The sequence below is a fragment of the Streptococcus sp. 27098_8_113 genome (genome assembly GCF_041432545.1).
Classification (GTDB): Bacteria; Bacillota; Bacilli; order Lactobacillales; family Streptococcaceae; genus Streptococcus.
On sequence record NZ_JAPVZU010000001.1, the window covers coordinates 186,027 to 202,883 of the forward strand.

The following is a 16,857-nucleotide window of genomic DNA, read 5'->3' on the forward strand; positions in this document are numbered from 1 at the left end:
CGTGTCAAATATTACTACTAGTTTATTTCAAGAAATGGTGCAGGCGGCATCAACTCGTTTAAATAAACAGGCTGAGTATGTCAATTCTTTAAATGTTTTCCCAGTTCCAGATGGTGACACAGGAACGAATATGGGCATGACCATTGAAAATGGTGCCAAAGAAGTAGCTGATAAGTCAGCTTCAACAGTTGGTGAAGTGGCCGCTATCTTTGCCAAGGGACTCTTGATGGGTGCGCGTGGGAACTCTGGCGTTATCACGTCGCAGCTCTTCCGTGGTTTTTCGCAAAGCGTAAAAGGCAAAGATGAGCTTGATGGACAAGCTTTGGCTCTTGCCTTCCAGTCTGGTGTAGAAGTAGCCTATAAGGCTGTTATGAAGCCAGTTGAGGGAACAATTCTGACTGTTTCTCGTGGTGCGGCCATCGGTGCTAAAAAGAAAGCTGAAGCGACAAATGATGCTGTCGAAGTTATGAAAGCGGCTCTTGAAGGAGCAAAGGCTGCCCTTGCTAAAACGCCAGATATGTTGCCAGTTCTCAAGGAAGTTGGTGTTGTGGACTCTGGTGGTCAAGGTTTGGTCTTTATCTATGAAGGCTTCCTTTCTGCCCTGACTGGCGAATACATCGCATCAGAAGATTTCCAAGCGACTCCGGCTACGATGACTGAGATGATCAATGCTGAACACCACAAATCTGTAGCAGGCCATGTGGCGACAGAAGATATCACTTTTGGTTATTGTACAGAAATCATGGTGGCTTTGAAGCAAGGACCAACCTATGTCAAGGACTTTGACTATGATGAATTTCGTAATTATTTGAATGAGCTTGGTGATTCCTTGCTGGTAGTTAATGATGATGAAATCGTGAAAGTGCACGTCCATACAGAAGATCCAGGTCTGGTCATGCAAGAGGGACTGAAGTATGGTAGCCTTGTCAAGGTAAAAGTGGACAACATGCGTAACCAGCACGAAGCCCAGCTTGAGAAGGAAGAAAAAGCAAGCAAGCCAGCTGAAGAAAAAGAATACGCTATTATCGCCGTAGTAGCTGGTGATGGTCTTGCTGAAATCTTCAAGGCTCAGGGTGTGGACTATATCATTTCTGGTGGTCAGACTATGAACCCTTCTACAGAGGACTTTATCAAGGCTGTTGACCAGGTGAATGCGCGCAATATCATTTTCTTGCCAAACAATAAAAATATCTTCATGGCGGCTCAATCTGCGGCAGAAGTGCTTGAGCAACCGACGACTGTCATTGAGACACGTACGCTTCCTCAAGGTTTGACAAGTCTTTTGGCCTTTGATAGTGGAAAAACAATCGAAGAGAACCATGAGCGAATGACAGCTGCCTTGAGCGACGTGGTCAGCGGTAGCATTACGACTGCAGTTCGTGATACGACCATTGATGGCCTCGAAATCCATGAAAATGATAACTTGGGCATGGTTGATGGCAAAATCCTTGTGTCCAATCCAGATATGTTAACAACTCTGAAGGCAACCTTTGCGAAGATGTTGGATGAGGACAGTGAAATTGTTTCCATTTATATCGGCGAAGATGGTGACGAGGAATTGGCAAATGGCTTGGCTCAAGATCTGATGGAAGAATATGAAGATCTAGAAGTTGAGATCCACCAAGGAAATCAGCCAGTTTATCCATATATTTTTAGTGTAGAATAATTTATTTGGGAGTAGGACAGAAATCGGTAATTCGTTAGAATTCGATTTCGTCGTCCCACCTCCGCACAGTTGAGTAGGGCTGTAAAAGTTGATGAAATCAGCGTAGTAGAGCCCACTCAACCACTGCGTCTTTGCTCGACAATCCAAAGGCAATTGAGAGGCTAGGACTTTTGCCCCAGCCTCTTTGATTTTTTTATATGCAAGATTTAGACAAGATAGTGGCATTATGGTATACTGGAAAAAATAAAAAGAAAAGGTGTACTATGAAAAAGTTATTTATTCTAGTTATTTCTGCTTCTGTATTATTGACAGGATGTGTAGTTCCGAAATTTGGCAAGCATCGTCCAAAGGTTCCAGCTGAATCAAGAGTCGCTGAAACGAGCTCAAGTTCCAGCTCAAGTGACTCCTCTACGAGTGCTTCTTCTGAAAGTACAGCTATTGTCTCTAAAACCTTGGTCGGAGACCTCAAAGGCATCCATCATCGTGATACGGTGACCTATCGAGGAGACAAACTCTTGAAACTTCGAATGGAGCTGTTGAGTAATTTGCCAGAAGAAGCCAGTGGTGCTGCAGCTACTATGAGCCCAGAGGAAATGACCGCTATTATTCGAGAAGGAATGGAATCAGAACCAAACTATGTGGAAGCTAAGAATATGGAGGGAGTGACGATTGAATACTCCGTAACAGCTGATAAGAAATTACAGGCCATAGTTGATCTGGATTTTGAGAAAATGGATGTAGCGAAAGCAGCAAGCCTATCTTTCTTTAAAGACTTGGGACTTAATGACATAAAAGACACCTCTCCTTCAATGTTTATTTTAGGTATGAAATTAGGCGGCTTGAAAGAAGAATAAGAGTGTATAAAGGCGAGTTATCTCGTCTTTTTTTGCTGCCTAGAAACCGTGACATTTGTCATATGGTCTAGTGACAAAATCATCTAGTCGGAAGATGCAGGAAGTTTTATAATACAAGTAAGAAATGAAGAAATAGGGAGTAGTTACATGAAAATATGGTTGATAAAGGTAGCAGTCTTGAGTCTAGTTGGGATGATGTTTTATCAGTTGGCGAGAATGAGCGGAGCAGCTCTTTACCGCTTTCCTTGGGAGATTTTCGCTAGCTTGGGAATGGCTAGCTACGTCCTAAAGGAAGTGGCTAAGTTAAGCAAAAGGGGAAAGTAGAAATGAAAAAATACTTGTCCATCTTATTCATTGGAGTTGCAATGGGTGTATGGTGTTTTCAGATGATACCGGGTTTTCTGTTGGAATTTCTACCCCGGCAATTTTATATAGGAGTAGGGGGAGTGATTCTAGTTGTCTTTGTCATCTGGCCGCTCATCTATGATTTTATTAAGGAGGAAGATCATGAAATTGATTGAAGTGAAAAAGCTATCTAAAAGCATTCGGGGGAAGGAAATCTTGCGTCACATTTCCTTTGACATTGAAGAAGGGGATTGTGTGGCTCTGATTGGCCCCAACGGAGCTGGTAAAACAACTCTGATGGATTGTCTCCTAGGCGATAAATTCCTGACTTCTGGTCAAGCACTGGTTCAAGGCTTAAAGCCAACGGATAATCGTTTGAAAGAGATGGTTGCCATTTTGCCTCAGGAAAATACAGTGGTGGGGGATTTGAAAGTCAAGGAACTCCTCGCTTTCTTTCGCTCTATCTATCCTAACAGCTTGTCTGAAGAGGAAATCGATGCCTTGTTGGGCTTTTCTGACAAGCAAAAGAACCAGCTAGCTTCCAAGCTCTCTGGTGGTCAAAAACGCCTCTTCTCCTTTATTTTAGCCTTGATTGGCCGTCCAAAGATTCTCTTCTTGGATGAGCCGACATCGGCTATGGATACCTCGACCCGCCAGCACTTCTGGGAAATTGTGGATCAGCTCAAGAAGCAAGGCGTGACTATTGTCTATTCTTCCCACTATATTGAAGAAGTGGAGCATACGGCTGATAGGATTTTGGTGCTCCATAAGGGAGAGCTAATCCGCGATACCACGCCTTATGCCATGCGCAAGGAAGAGCAGGAAAAGCACTTCACCCTGCCCCTTTCCTATAAAGAAGTTGTGGAAAAGATAGCTGGTGTGACAGAGATTGAAATCAAGCAAAAGGCCTTATCCTTTGCGACCAAGGATGCCAGTCAGGTCTGGCAAATTCTGCAGGAGCATGGCTGTACGATTGAAGAAATCGAAGTCCGCAATCGCACCCTGCTGGATAGCATTTTTGAGACGACACAAGAGTAAAGGAGAAACATCATGAAAAATATGGTTAGTTTAATGAAAATGGAGTTGATTTTGATGAAGCGGCAGGCGGCTTACTACCTGCTCTCTATCGGTCTGCCCAGCGTGTTCTATCTGATCTTTTCAGGGATAATGTCAGGTTCTGATGTACCGACGCTTGCGCTCCATACCTACCTCTTTTCTATGACCGTTTTTAGTATCATGTCCAGTGCTTTTTTCAGTATTCCCAGTACCTTGCAGTCGGACAAGACCAATAACTGGCAAAAAATGATTCAGCATTCGCCCGTTTCTATGGTAGAATATTATATATCCAAGCTTTTCAGTACTTTGTTGACCTTTCTGCTTTCCATTATCGTGGTCTTCTCTGTCGGACATTTCGTTCGTGGAGTCAATGTGCCCATGATGGACTGGCTAATGATTGCACTGATTCTTTTGATCGGTAGTCTGGTCTTTATCGCCATGGGCGTCTTGGTCAGTCTCCTGCCCAGTGCCCAGCTTATGTCGGTCGTAGGCAATATCGTTTATATGGCTTTAGCGGTCTTGGGTGGGCTTTGGTTTCCACTGACTATGTTTCCAGACTGGTTGCAATCTATCGGCAAGCTAACTCCGAGTTACCAGCTCATGCAGGTGGTTTCTGCCTATTTGGAACACCATGACTGGAATCTTTCTGCCATGCTAATCGTCCTGGTCTATACCATTTTCTTTAGCATTTTAGTCCTTCAGCTCAAAAAACGGATTGAGGTTAAATAATTCTATGTGGGAAAAGTTCAAAAACATACATCATATGTTTCATATTTCTCTGGTCTTTATCATCTTTCCAATAGCGGGTGTCATCAGCGGTGAATACCCGCTTTTGACTTTGCTTTGGACAGCATTGTTTATAGGGGCTTACTATACCATCCTCACAGAGAAAAAGCCTTTCTACCAGGCTCTGTCCTGGTGGATCATGCTTGCCTACATTTTTTATACTCCCATTTGGCTGAGTGTGGGCTTCGTGTGGTATATTTTTTATTTGTCCAATCTTCTAGTTTATCATTATAAGGAAATTTCCTTTACATCTTGGCGCTTTTGGAGTTTCTTAGCTATACAACCGGCTCTTCTAGTCGGGTTGTATCTGCAACATCAATTGAACACTGGCTATCTGGTCTTTTTCTCAACGACCTTTCTCTTTTCGGATTTCTTGACGCTGGGTCTGCACCGTATCCAAGTTGCTGAACAGCTTAAGGAAGAAAAAAGCAAGCAAAATGCCCAGCTCAATCTTTTCTTAGCGGAAAATGAGCGCAATCGAATCGGACGGGATTTACACGATAGTCTGGGACATACCTTTGCCATGCTTAGTGTCAAGACGGAGCTGGCCCAGCAATTCCTACAAATGAAGGCTTATGAGCAGGCGGAGAAAGAGATGGAGGAAGTGCGACGGATCAGTAAGCAGGCCATGGCTGATGTTCGACGGATTGTAGACAATCTCAAGACGCGGACGCTGGATGAAGAATTAAATACAATCCGAACCATGCTGGAAATGAGTGCTATTGACTTGGAGCTTCATAATCAGCTCAATGTAGCCAGTATCCCTACGGAAATGCAGTTTACAATTAGTATGATTTTATTGGAATTAGCAACCAATATTATCAAGCATGCGGAGGCCGAGAAGTCCAGGATTGATTTGTATAGTCAGGATCGAGATTTAATATTGGAAGTTGAAGATGACGGCCGAGGCTTTAAGCAAGTGACGGGCCAAGACTTGCATTCGGTACGTGAGCGCTTGGAGGGGCTTGATGGTAGCGTGGAGGTCATCAGCAATCACAAGCCAACCATTATTCTCGTGCGCTTGCCATATAGGATTAGAGGAGACGAGCGATGAAGTTATTATTAGCAGAAGACCAGAGTATGCTGCGGGATGCCCTTAGCCAGCTCTTGCAGTTGCAGCCGGATGTTGCTAGTGTTTCTCAAGCGGCAGACGGTCGTGAAGCTATTGAGCTACTTAAGACCAATCCAGTCGATGTGGCTATCTTGGATGTAGAAATGCCTTATCAGACAGGGCTGGATGTCCTAGAATGGATCAAGGAATACCAGCCAACTGTCAAGGTTATCATTGTGACAACTTTTAAGCGTCCAGGCTATTTTGAGCGAGCGGTTAAGGCGGATGTGGATGCCTATGTACTCAAGGAACGTAGCATTGCGGATCTGATGAAAACTATTCACACGGTCTTGGCTGGGCAGAAAGAATACTCACCTGAACTTATGGAAGTGCTGATGACTCATAAAAATCCCCTCTCTCATCAGGAGCTTCTAGTCTTAGAGGCAGCAGCAACTGGGCTTTCTAATAAAGAAATTGCTGAAAAACTCTATTTATCAAATGGAACTATTCGTAACTATATGTCGGCCATCCTGACCAAGCTAGCAGCTGACAATCGTACGGAAGCTGTCCGGATTGCTCAAGAACAAGGATGGATATAAAATAATTATCTCGCTACATTCGGATTTAGCGGGATTTTCTTATCTTTTTCAATCAGAATGAAAAAAAACATCCGCGATACTTGCAATTTTTTTCAAAAATGTTATCATAGTAGAAAGCTTTTTGAATTTTTAGAAAATTGTAAATAAATGAAAGGGGAAATATGGAAAGAATCCAATTAGAAACTCCTAAGTCCGGCTCGCAGCTGGTCTTGGAAACCTTGAAGAATCTTGGTGTTGATACTATTTTTGGCTATCCTGGTGGTGCAGTCTTGCCCCTCTATGATGCTATTTATAGCTTTAAAGGTATCCGCCATATTCTTGGTCGCCATGAGCAAGGGTGTGTTCATGAAGCAGAAGGCTACGCTAAGTCTACTGGGAAAATTGGTGTGGCCGTTGTAACTAGTGGTCCGGGGGCAACCAATGCCATTACTGGGATCGCCGACGCTATGAGTGACAGTGTTCCCCTTTTGGTTTTTACTGGGCAGGTAGCGACACCAGGCATTGGTAAGGATGCCTTTCAAGAAGCCGACATTGTCGGTATTACTACTCCTATCACTAAGTACAATTATCAGGTACGGGAGACGGCAGACATACCAAGAATCATTACGGAGGCTATTCATATTGCGACCACAGGTCGTCCAGGGCCAGTCGTTATTGATTTGCCAAAGGATGTCTCAGCTCTGGATACAGACTTTATCTATGACACTCAGTTGCATCTGCCAAGCTATCAACCAACAATTGAGCCTAATGAATTACAAATTAAGAAGATTCTTAAACAGCTTTCTAAGGCTAAGAAACCTGTTCTTCTTTCTGGTGGCGGTATTAGCTATGCAGGAGCAGCAGCGGAGATGGTTGCTTTTGCGGAGCGGTATCAGATTCCAGTAGTGACCTCATTGTTGGGACAGGGAACGATTGCGACAGATCATCCTTTGTTCTTAGGTATGGGTGGCATGCATGGTTCTTTCGCGGCTAATATTGCGATGACGGAAGCGGACTTCATGATTAGTATTGGTTGTCGTTTTGATGACCGTCTGACTGGTAATCCTAAGACCTTTGCTAAAAGTGCTAAGGTGGCCCACATTGATATCGATCCAGCAGAGATCGGTAAAATCATCAGCGTGGATATTCCTATTGTAGGAGATGCCAAGAAAGCTTTGCAAATGTTGCTTGAAGAAGAACAGGTGCACAACAATACCAGTAAGTGGATAGAAAAGGTGACACGAGACAAGGAGCGGGTGCGCTCCTATGATAAGAAGGAACGAGTTGTCCAACCTCAGGCTGTTATTGAGCGCGTGGGTGAGTTGACCAAGGGCGACGCCATTGTGGTCACGGATGTTGGCCAGCACCAAATGTGGACAGCCCAGTACTATCCTTATCGCAACGAACGTCAGTTAGTTACGTCTGGTGGTCTTGGAACCATGGGCTTTGGTGTTCCAGCAGCGATTGGAGCCAAGATTGCCAATCCTGATAAGGAAGTGGTTCTCTTCGTTGGAGACGGTGGCTACCAGATGACCAATCAAGAAATGGCCATCCTAAATATCTACAAGATTCCGATTAAGGTCATCATGCTCAATAATCATTCGCTAGGTATGGTTCGCCAGTGGCAGGAAGCCTTCTATGATGGTCGTACCTCCGAGTCAGTCTTTGACAGTTTGCCAGATTTTCAGCTGATGGCTCAGGCTTATGGTGTCAAATCCTATAAATTTGATAATCCAGAGACCATTGCTCAAGATTTGGAAGTCCTAAAGGAAGATATACCGATGTTTATCGAGGTAGATATTTCCCGCAAGGAGCACGTGCTTCCAATGGTGCCAGCTGGCAAGAGCAATCATGAGATGTTGGGGGTGAAGTTCCATGCGTAGAATGTTGACAGCTAAACTCCAGAATCGTTCGGGTGTTCTGAACCGCTTCACTGGTGTGCTTTCCAGACGTCAGGTCAATATCGAGAGTATCTCCGTTGGTGCGACCGAGGATGAAAATGTTTCTCGGATCACCATTATCATTGATGTAAATTCCCTCAATGAAGTGGAGCAGATTATTAAGCAGCTTAATCGCCAGATTGATGTGATTCGGGTGCGAGATATTACAGATCATCCTCACCTAGAGCGAGAAGTTATTTTGATCAAGGTATCAGCACCGGTTGCTAAGCGTGCAGAAATCTTGGCCATTATCCAGCCTTTCCGGGCAACGGTAGTCGATGTGGCGCCAAGCTCGATCACTATCCAGATGACGGGCGATGCAGAAAAGAGCGAAGCGCTCTTACGAGTCATCCGTCCTTACGGCATTCGCAATATCGCACGGACTGGAGCAACTGGTTTTACCCGCGATTAAACGCAACCTTTAATTTGTTAAAACAGCCTAACAGGCAATAAAAATAGAAAAGAGAGTAAACATTATGGCAGTAACAATGGAATACGAAAAAGATGTAAAAGTAGCAGCACTTGACGGTAAAAAGATCGCCGTTATTGGTTATGGTTCACAAGGTCATGCTCATGCACAAAACTTGCGTGATACAGGTCATGATGTGATTATCGGTGTTCGTTCTGGTAAGTCATTTGACAAAGCTAAAGAAGATGGCTTCGACACATACACAGTAGCAGAAGCAGCTAAATTGGCTGATGTTATCATGATCTTGGCACCAGATGAAATCCAACAAGAACTTTACGAAACAGAAATCGCTCCTAACTTGGAAGCTGGTAACGCAGTTGGCTTTGCTCATGGTTTCAATATCCACTTTGAATTTATCAAAGTTCCTGCAGATGTAGATGTCTTCATGTGTGCACCAAAAGGTCCTGGTCACTTGGTTCGACGTACTTTTGAAGAAGGCTTCGGTGTTCCAGCTCTTTACGCGGTATATCAAGATGCTACTGGAAATGCCAAAGACATCGCTATGGACTGGTGTAAAGGTGTTGGTGCAGCTCGTGTTGGTTTGCTTGAAACAACTTATAAAGAAGAAACTGAAGAAGATTTGTTTGGTGAACAGGCTGTACTTTGTGGTGGTTTGACTGCCCTTATCGAAGCAGGTTTTGAAGTCTTGACAGAAGCAGGCTATGCTCCAGAATTGGCTTACTTTGAAGTGCTGCACGAAATGAAACTCATCGTTGACTTGATCTATGAAGGTGGATTCAAGAAAATGCGTCAATCTATTTCAAACACTGCTGAATATGGTGACTATGTATCAGGTCCACGTGTGATTACAGAGCAAGTCAAAGAAAACATGAAAGCAGTTCTTGCAGATATCCAAAATGGTAAATTTGCAAATGACTTTGTAAATGACTATAAAGCTGGACGTCCAAAACTCACTGCTTACCGTGAACAAGCAGCTAACCTTGAAATTGAAAAAGTCGGTGCAGAATTGCGTAAAGCAATGCCATTCGTTGGTAAAAACGACGACGATGCTTTCAAGATCTACAACTAAGATTGTGTGGAAAACTCAGCTGGGATACCAGCTGAGTTTGTTTACCTCATTTGGAAAGGAAAAGGAATGTTAACAGCAAAAGATATCGTCCGTGCTCATAAAGTATTAAAAGATGTTGTTGTCAATACACCACTTGATTATGATCATTACTTGTCAGAGAAGTATGGGGCAAAAATTTATCTTAAAAAGGAAAATGCCCAACGTGTCCGTTCTTTCAAAATCCGTGGTGCCTATTATGCTATTTCTCAGTTGAGCAAGGAAGAGCGAGAACGTGGGGTTGTCTGTGCTTCTGCGGGCAATCACGCTCAGGGTGTCGCATACACTTGTAATGAAATGAAAATCCCAGCGACTATTTTTATGCCTATCACAACTCCTCAGCAAAAAATTGGGCAGGTTCGTTTCTTTGGTGGTGATTTTGTTACGATTAAGCTAGTAGGAGATACTTTTGATGCTTCTGCTCGGGCGGCTATGGAATTCACACGGATGGAAAATCGGACTTTCATTGATCCTTTTGATGATGCTCATGTTCAAGCAGGTCAGGGAACGGTTGCTTATGAAATCCTAGAAGATACAGCTCGGGAGTCCATCGATTTAGACTTGGTCTTGGTACCAGTAGGAGGCGGCGGTCTCATCGCAGGAGTATCCACTTACATCAAGGAAAGCCAGCCACAAATTGAAGTGATCGGGGTAGAGGCGAATGGAGCCCGCAGTATGAGAGCAGCTTTTGAAGCAGGCGGTCCTGTCAAACTCAATGAAATTGACAAATTTGCGGACGGTATCGCAGTCCAAAAGGTAGGGGCATCTACTTATGAAGCAACGAAAAAGAATGTAGAAACGCTTATCGGGGTTGATGAAGGCTTGATTTCAGAAACCTTGATCGATCTCTATTCTAAACAAGGAATCATCGCAGAGCCTGCTGGTGCAGCTAGCGTGGCAGCCTTGGAAGTGTTGCGAGAATATATCAAAGGAAAAACTGTCTGCTGTATCATTTCGGGTGGAAATAATGACATTAACCGTATGCCTGAAATGGAAGAGCGCGCCCTCATCTATGATGGCATCAAGCATTATTTTGTAGTAAATTTCCCGCAGCGGCCTGGTGCCTTACGTGAATTTGTAAATGATATTTTAGGGCCAAATGATGACATTACTCGATTTGAATACATCAAGAGGGCCAGCAAGGGAACAGGTCCGGTCTTGATTGGGATTGCTCTGGCCAATAAGCATGACTATGCGGGTCTGATCAATCGAATCGAGCATTTTGATCCTTCCTTCATCAATCTAAACGGAAATGAAACGCTTTACAACATGTTAGTCTGATCCTAAAAATATTTTAGCAAAATCCCACTTTTTAATTGCAAGTGAGTGAGGACTGTGCTAGAATATACTATATTAAATTAAGGAGATGCGCTTATGTTACTGAATTTCTTTTTCTTCTTTCTCATTTTTGTCCTTCTTTGTGGTCTATTGGCATTTAGCTCGCTTTATGTCGTGCGCCAGCAATCTGTTGCCATCATTGAGCGTTTTGGTCGGTACCACAAGACTAGCACAAGTGGGATGAATGTCCGTTTGCCTTTGGGAATTGACAAAATCGCCGCTCGTGTTCAGTTGCGTTTGCTACAAAGCGACATTATTGTTGAGACTAAGACTCAGGATAATGTCTTTGTGACCATGAATGTGGCGACTCAGTATCGGGTAAATGAACACAATGTCACGGATGCTTACTATAAACTCATGCGGCCAGAAGCGCAGATCAAGTCCTATATCGAAGATGCTCTGCGTTCCTCAGTTCCAAAACTGACCTTGGACGAGCTCTTTGAAAAGAAAGATGAGATCGCCCTAGAAGTTCAAAAGCAGGTAGCTGAAGAAATGTCGACTTATGGCTACATCATTGTCAAGACCTTGATTACCAAGGTTGAGCCAGATGCAGAAGTTAAACAGTCTATGAACGAAATCAATGCCGCTCAACGCAAGCGCGTGGCAGCTCAGGAATTGGCAGAAGCAGATAAGATTAAAATTGTAACTGCTGCAGAGGCCGAAGCTGAGAAAGACCGTCTTCATGGGGTTGGTATTGCAGAGCAGCGGAAGGCAATCGTAGACGGCTTAGCAGATTCAATTAAGGAGCTTAAAGGCGCCAATGTTGAGTTGACAGAAGAACAGATTATGTCCATCCTCTTGACTAACCAGTATTTAGATACCTTGAATAATTTTGCAGATAAGCAAGGAAATAACACGATCTTCCTTCCAGCAAATCCTGATGGAGTGGAGAGTATTCGTACCCAGATCCTTTCAGCCCTCAAAGCTAAATAAATATAGAATATTCAGAATTATTTAATTTGTTTGTTTTGGTTTTTCTAAGTTGACAAACTGTATAAAAACCATTATATTAGTATTCGAAATAAGTTAGAGAGGAGTAAGAAATGGCTAAATCAAATTTTGAAAAAGTAGAGTCAGTCGTTGGATGGGTTCGTGACAAAAAAATTACAGGTTACCGTATTAGTAAAGAAACAAACGCGCGTGAAATGTCAATTATTGCTCTTGCTCAAGGACGTGCAAAAGTAAAGAATATTTCTTTTGAAACAGCTCTTGGCTTGATTGATTTCTACGATAAGAATCATGAAAAGTTTGAAGACTAATCTTCGGAAAGTGGGGAAACCCGCTTTTTTATTTTGCGAATAAAAAAACAAGGCGGATGTATCTTTTTCCGTCTTGTTTGTTTGCTTGGTTGTTTATTTCAAGAAGCGATGTAGGAATTCCTTGGTTCGTTCTTCTTTAGGATTGGTAAAAAATTCTTGTGGAGTGCCTTCTTCTGCGATGACGCCCTTATCCATAAAGATAACACGGCTGGAAACATCGCGGGCAAATTCCATTTCGTGGGTCACGACAATCATAGTCAGGCCTTCTTTAGCCAATTCTTTCATGATTTTCAGGACTTCGCCAACCATTTCTGGGTCAAGAGCTGAAGTTGGTTCATCGAAAAGGATGGCATCAGGATTCATGGAAAGCGCACGTGCAATGGCAACCCGCTGCTTTTGTCCACCTGAGAGTTGTTTAGGCTTGGCTTGCCAGTAGAGCTCTCCCATACCCACCTTTTCCAGATTTTCTTTAGCAATCTTTTCTGCTTCAGCACGCTCTCTTTTGAGCACGGTTGTCTGAGCTACGATGGTGTTTTCCAGCACATTGAGATTTTCAAAAAGATTGAAACTTTGGAATACCATGCCTAATTTTTCGCGGTAGTGAGTCAGGTCGTAGTTTTCGTCCAAGACATTTTTTCCACGGTAGAGAATTTCGCCAGCAGTAGGTGTTTCTAGGAGGTTGATGGAGCGGAGAAAGGTTGACTTTCCGCTACCTGAACTTCCGATAATGGAGATAACTTCGCCCTTGTGGACAGTAAGAGAAATGTCTTTTAAGACTTGATTCTCCCCATAGGATTTTTTGAGATTTTTAATTTCTAAAATTGTTTCGGTCATTGTTTCAATTCTCCCGTCTGCATTTGGTTGGCACCTGTTGTGTAATGATCTGTGTCAAATTTCTGCTCGATGAAACGAAGGATTCGAGTGACGGTAAAGGTCAAGACAAAGTAAATAACTGCGATAATAGTGAAGGTTTGGAAATACTGATAAGTCTGAGTAGCAATAGTATTTCCTGAGAAGTAGAGCTCCACCACGGAGATCACATTCAGGACAGATGTATCCTTGATATTGATGACAAATTCATTCCCCGTCGCAGGCAGAATGTTGCGGACCACCTGTGGCAGGACAACCTTGCGCATGGTTTGGCCGTGGGTCATTCCGAGCGCAGTAGCTGCTTCGAATTGTCCCTTATCAACGGCAAAGATACCACCGCGGACAATTTCACTCATGTAAGCACCAGTATTGATAGAAACGATAAAGATGGCTGCAGCTGTCCGGTCAATCGAAATACCAAAAGCCTGAGCCGTTCCATAGTAGATAACCATGGATTGTACAATCATAGGAGTACCACGGAAGATTTCAATGTAAACATTGAGGAACCAACCGAATAGTTTTTGCAGGAAGGCTAGAGCCTTATTTTTTGAAATGGGCGCTGTCCGATAGACCCCAATCAGCAAACCGATGAGGAGACCAGCGATTGTCCCTGTAATGGAAATGAGCAAGGTCAAACCAGCTCCGCGTAAGAATTGTGGCCAATTTTCCTTCCAAATCTTAAAAACTTTATTGAAGAATGTATCTTCTGCATCGTCAGTGTCAGTATCTACAGGCTGATTTTTAATCATCTGATCCATCAGCTGGACTTGGTCATCCGTTGAGAGTTTAGCGATAGCTGCATTAGCTTGCTCGATTCGGCTGTCGTCTTTACGCATACCGACGGCGATGGAAGCATCCTCTTCGCCAACCTCAAAGCCCTCTTTGAATTGGATCATTTTGAACTTAGAGTTGGCAGCTTCAGCTGTCAGAGCTTCGGGACGTTCAGAAATGTAACCGTCAATAACACCAGATTCTAGAGCTTGACGCATTTGGGCGAAATCTCCCATGGCGGTCTCTTGCTTAGCACCTGGCAGTTGAGAAATCAGATTGTAAAGATAGACACCTTGCTGAGAGGTGATTTTAGCATCTTTAAAGTCCTTGAGGGTCTTGGCATTGGCGTAGTTGCCGTCTTTTCGAACCAGCATAACAGGCTCACTGGTGTAGTAGCTGCTAGAAAAGGCGATTTCTTTTTTCCGTTCGGCTGTTGGGCTCATACCAGCGATAATCATATCGATTTTACCAGAGGTCAAGGCTGGAATCAGTCCGTTCCAAGAAGTTTTCACAACTAGAGGTTCCTTGCCCATTTCCTGAGCAATCTTCTTAGCAACTTGGACATCGTAGCCGTTGGCATACTGATTTGTTCCTTCGATTTTGACAGCGCCATTCGAATCATCATCTTGGGTCCAGTTGAAAGGGGCATAGGCCGCTTCCATCCCAATTCTAAGATAATCATCCGCCTGAGCTACGGTAAAGGTCCCCAGACAGACGAGGAGGGCTGTCAATAAGGTTAAAATGAATTTTTTCATATTCTCTTCTAGTCCTTCTAAAATAGTTCTTTCTATTCTACCGAAAAATATTCGACTTTTCAATCCTGGTAAGCCCTTACTTGAGAAAAATGCTATAATAGGATAAAGATTTAGAAAAGGACTTTGGTTTATGAAAAGGTACTTGTCAGGGATTTTTATTCTTTTTTTGAGTTTATTTTTTGCTGGAACGGTGTCAGCTTTAGACTATCAAATCCAGTCGTATCAAGGAGATTTGGAGATCCATGCCGATAATACAGCCACCTATACAGAAGAGGTGACTTATCATTTTGATGATGATTACAATGGCCAGATGGTCTCCTTAGGATCGGCGGGAAAGATGCCAGAAGGCTTTGCTATTGATTCAGATCCAAAAGTTTCCGTGAGAACGAATGGAGTCGTAAAATATGACTTTGAGCCACGAGTCACAGATTTAGGAGATGGCTACGAGGTTAAGATTTACAATGCGGGTAAAGAAGGCGATACGGTCAAAGTAACAGTCACATGGAACCTGACCAATCTTCTGTTTCTCCATAAAGATATTGCAGAGCTCAAATGGACGCCGATCAGTGATTGGGAAGAAGAGCTGCAAAATGTGACGATTAAGGTTTGGGGCCTGGGAACTTGGACCTTAACGGACATGTATGTCCATACAGGTTATTTTGGTCAATCGGCTACTATAAATAGGGACCGAGGTGATTATCGGATACAGCTATCTCATTTGCCTAGCAGGAAGAAGGTTGAACTGCATGGATATTGGCATCGCCAAGCTCTGCATCAGGCAGTAGAGGATCCAAAAGCAACCAACTATCTACAGACTTTTCAAGCAGTTGAGAAAGAGATTGTAGCCAAGAGCCAGTTTTATCATCGCTTGGGGAAAGTTTATCTGCCTCTTTTGGGGTTGTTCTTGCTGATGCTTTCGGGAATATTTTATTTGATCTTTCGAGTTAAGATTCGTCCTAGCCAAGCTTTTCCAAAAGATGCTCGCCTCTATGAAGCTCCGCAAGATCTGGCTCCGCTCATTGTAGCGGCCAATATCTTTGCTGTGGATATGAGGGAAGTCGATCCGACCAGTGGCGGACGAGCCGCATTGAAATTTGAAAATTTGGTGCAGGCGACCTTGCTGGATTTGATGGATCGAGGCTATATCGAGCTTTTAGGAACTGCAGACAAGCCAATCTTGAAACCAACTTCTAAAAAAGGTTTGTCAGAGTTTGAAGGTCAATTCTTACAGATGGCATTTGGTGACCATAAACAGACAGCTGTAGCAGACTTGTTTGAATCTTATCAGATTTCAGAAGATCTTTATAAAAATAAAAAATCAACAGATGAAGCACGAATCCGCCAAATTGGAAATCGAATAAAAAATCGCTTTTCAACTGATTTAAACCTTTTGTCTGAACAAGTATTAAAGGAGATTCGGGAGCTAAACTTGCTGGATCACTATCGTCCTTTGAAACGAGGAGAAAAGCTTCTCTTGTGGTTGGCTCTAATGGCAAGTTTCCTTGCTTTTGGCTTGTCTCTCTTGACATTTTTTATCTATTTGATCAAGCTAGACGGTTTTATTTGGTCCTATCTTCCGCTTGCAGCTGTCGCTTCGGTGTTGACCGTTCTGCTGGGCAGAGCCTTGCAGTTATATCAGCGGGATGGTGTCTTGAGCGATGAGGGGGCCCATGATTTCTATCTCTGGAATAGCTTTGCGAATATGCTACGCTACATCGCTCGCCTATACGATACCGAGGTAGAGGGCATTGTCCTGTGGAACCGACTTTTGGTCTATGCTACCCTATTTGGCTATGCGGATCGGGTTAGTCGGGTCATGAAGCTGCGTCAGATTTCCTTGGAAAACGCGTCTATGAATACTTATCTACAATATAATCTTCATCCTATTTTCTACGCAAGTTCCCATAGTTTTTCAAATTATGGACACATTGCCTCGACGGCCAGTCATTTTTCTGTTTCATCAGGAGGGGGAGCAGGAGGTGGCTTCTCTGGTGGCGGTGGAGGCGGAGGTGGCGGAGCCTTTTGATAAAAAGCTTGCTAAAGCCCTTGAGAA

16 protein-coding genes are annotated in these 16,857 nt (G+C 43.4%); 14 read left to right on the forward strand and 2 right to left on the reverse strand.

The window, feature by feature from the left end:
- Position 1: 1 nt before the first annotated feature.
- The 13 genes from O3644_RS00980 (at position 2) to O3644_RS01040 (ending at position 12,408) form a co-directional block, all read left to right on the forward strand.
- Positions 2 to 1,666, forward strand: a complete 1,665-nt coding sequence (locus tag O3644_RS00980; protein ID WP_371594834.1) for a DAK2 domain-containing protein — start codon at positions 2 to 4, stop codon at positions 1,664 to 1,666.
- Between the two features lie 263 nt (positions 1,667 to 1,929).
- A complete protein-coding gene (locus O3644_RS00985; RefSeq protein ID WP_048766462.1) occupies positions 1,930 to 2,520 on the forward strand; it encodes an SP0191 family lipoprotein in 591 nt (196 codons plus the stop codon).
- Between the two features lie 147 nt (positions 2,521 to 2,667).
- Positions 2,668 to 2,844, forward strand: a complete 177-nt coding sequence (locus tag O3644_RS00990; protein ID WP_193388954.1) for a hypothetical protein — start codon at positions 2,668 to 2,670, stop codon at positions 2,842 to 2,844.
- 183 nt (positions 2,845 to 3,027) lie between these two features.
- Positions 3,028 to 3,903, forward strand: a complete 876-nt coding sequence (locus O3644_RS00995; protein ID WP_048766458.1) for an ABC transporter ATP-binding protein — start codon at positions 3,028 to 3,030, stop codon at positions 3,901 to 3,903.
- Between the two features lie 12 nt (positions 3,904 to 3,915).
- A complete protein-coding gene (locus tag O3644_RS01000) occupies positions 3,916 to 4,650 on the forward strand; it encodes an ABC transporter permease (RefSeq protein WP_048766455.1) in 735 nt (244 codons plus the stop codon).
- Between the two features lie 4 nt (positions 4,651 to 4,654).
- Positions 4,655 to 5,761, forward strand: a complete 1,107-nt coding sequence (locus O3644_RS01005; RefSeq protein WP_048766453.1) for a sensor histidine kinase — start codon at positions 4,655 to 4,657, stop codon at positions 5,759 to 5,761.
- Positions 5,758 to 6,357 carry a response regulator transcription factor gene (locus tag O3644_RS01010; RefSeq protein WP_048766451.1) on the forward strand — a complete coding sequence of 200 codons (600 nt, stop codon included), beginning with the start codon at positions 5,758 to 5,760 and terminating at the stop codon, positions 6,355 to 6,357. The genes O3644_RS01005 and O3644_RS01010 overlap by 4 nt, the downstream gene beginning before the upstream one ends.
- 161 nt (positions 6,358 to 6,518) lie before the next feature.
- Complete coding sequence (locus O3644_RS01015; RefSeq protein ID WP_048766450.1) at positions 6,519 to 8,219, forward strand: acetolactate synthase large subunit; 1,701 nt, start codon at positions 6,519 to 6,521, stop codon at positions 8,217 to 8,219.
- Positions 8,212 to 8,688 (forward strand): acetolactate synthase small subunit, encoded by a 477-nt coding sequence (ilvN, locus tag O3644_RS01020; protein WP_005591757.1) that lies wholly within the window; start codon positions 8,212 to 8,214, stop codon positions 8,686 to 8,688. The genes O3644_RS01015 and ilvN overlap by 8 nt, the downstream gene beginning before the upstream one ends.
- A gap of 64 nt (positions 8,689 to 8,752) precedes the next feature.
- A complete protein-coding gene (ilvC, locus tag O3644_RS01025; RefSeq protein ID WP_048766447.1) occupies positions 8,753 to 9,775 on the forward strand; it encodes a ketol-acid reductoisomerase in 1,023 nt (340 codons plus the stop codon).
- Between the two features lie 66 nt (positions 9,776 to 9,841).
- A complete protein-coding gene (gene ilvA / locus O3644_RS01030; protein WP_037586260.1) occupies positions 9,842 to 11,092 on the forward strand; it encodes a threonine ammonia-lyase IlvA in 1,251 nt (416 codons plus the stop codon).
- 93 nt (positions 11,093 to 11,185) lie between these two features.
- Positions 11,186 to 12,082: an SPFH domain-containing protein gene (locus O3644_RS01035; RefSeq protein ID WP_048766446.1), complete on the forward strand. Its 897-nt coding sequence runs from the start codon at positions 11,186 to 11,188 to the stop codon at positions 12,080 to 12,082.
- 110 nt (positions 12,083 to 12,192) lie between these two features.
- Positions 12,193 to 12,408 (forward strand): hypothetical protein, encoded by a 216-nt coding sequence (locus O3644_RS01040; RefSeq protein WP_001130035.1) that lies wholly within the window; start codon positions 12,193 to 12,195, stop codon positions 12,406 to 12,408.
- Between the two features lie 93 nt (positions 12,409 to 12,501).
- On the opposite strand, the gene O3644_RS01045 is transcribed toward O3644_RS01040, so the two are convergent.
- Positions 12,502 to 13,242, reverse strand: coding sequence for an amino acid ABC transporter ATP-binding protein (locus tag O3644_RS01045; RefSeq protein WP_005591761.1), 741 nt, complete (start codon positions 13,240 to 13,242; stop codon positions 12,502 to 12,504).
- Positions 13,239 to 14,804 carry an ABC transporter substrate-binding protein/permease gene (locus O3644_RS01050; protein ID WP_371594835.1) on the reverse strand — a complete coding sequence of 522 codons (1,566 nt, stop codon included), beginning with the start codon at positions 14,802 to 14,804 and terminating at the stop codon, positions 13,239 to 13,241. Before O3644_RS01050 ends, O3644_RS01045 begins: the two co-directional genes overlap by 4 nt.
- A 190-nt stretch (positions 14,805 to 14,994) precedes the next feature.
- Between O3644_RS01050 and O3644_RS01055 the strand changes: the two genes are divergently transcribed.
- A complete protein-coding gene (locus O3644_RS01055; RefSeq protein ID WP_371594836.1) occupies positions 14,995 to 16,830 on the forward strand; it encodes a DUF2207 domain-containing protein in 1,836 nt (611 codons plus the stop codon).
- Positions 16,831 to 16,857 lie beyond the last annotated feature (27 nt).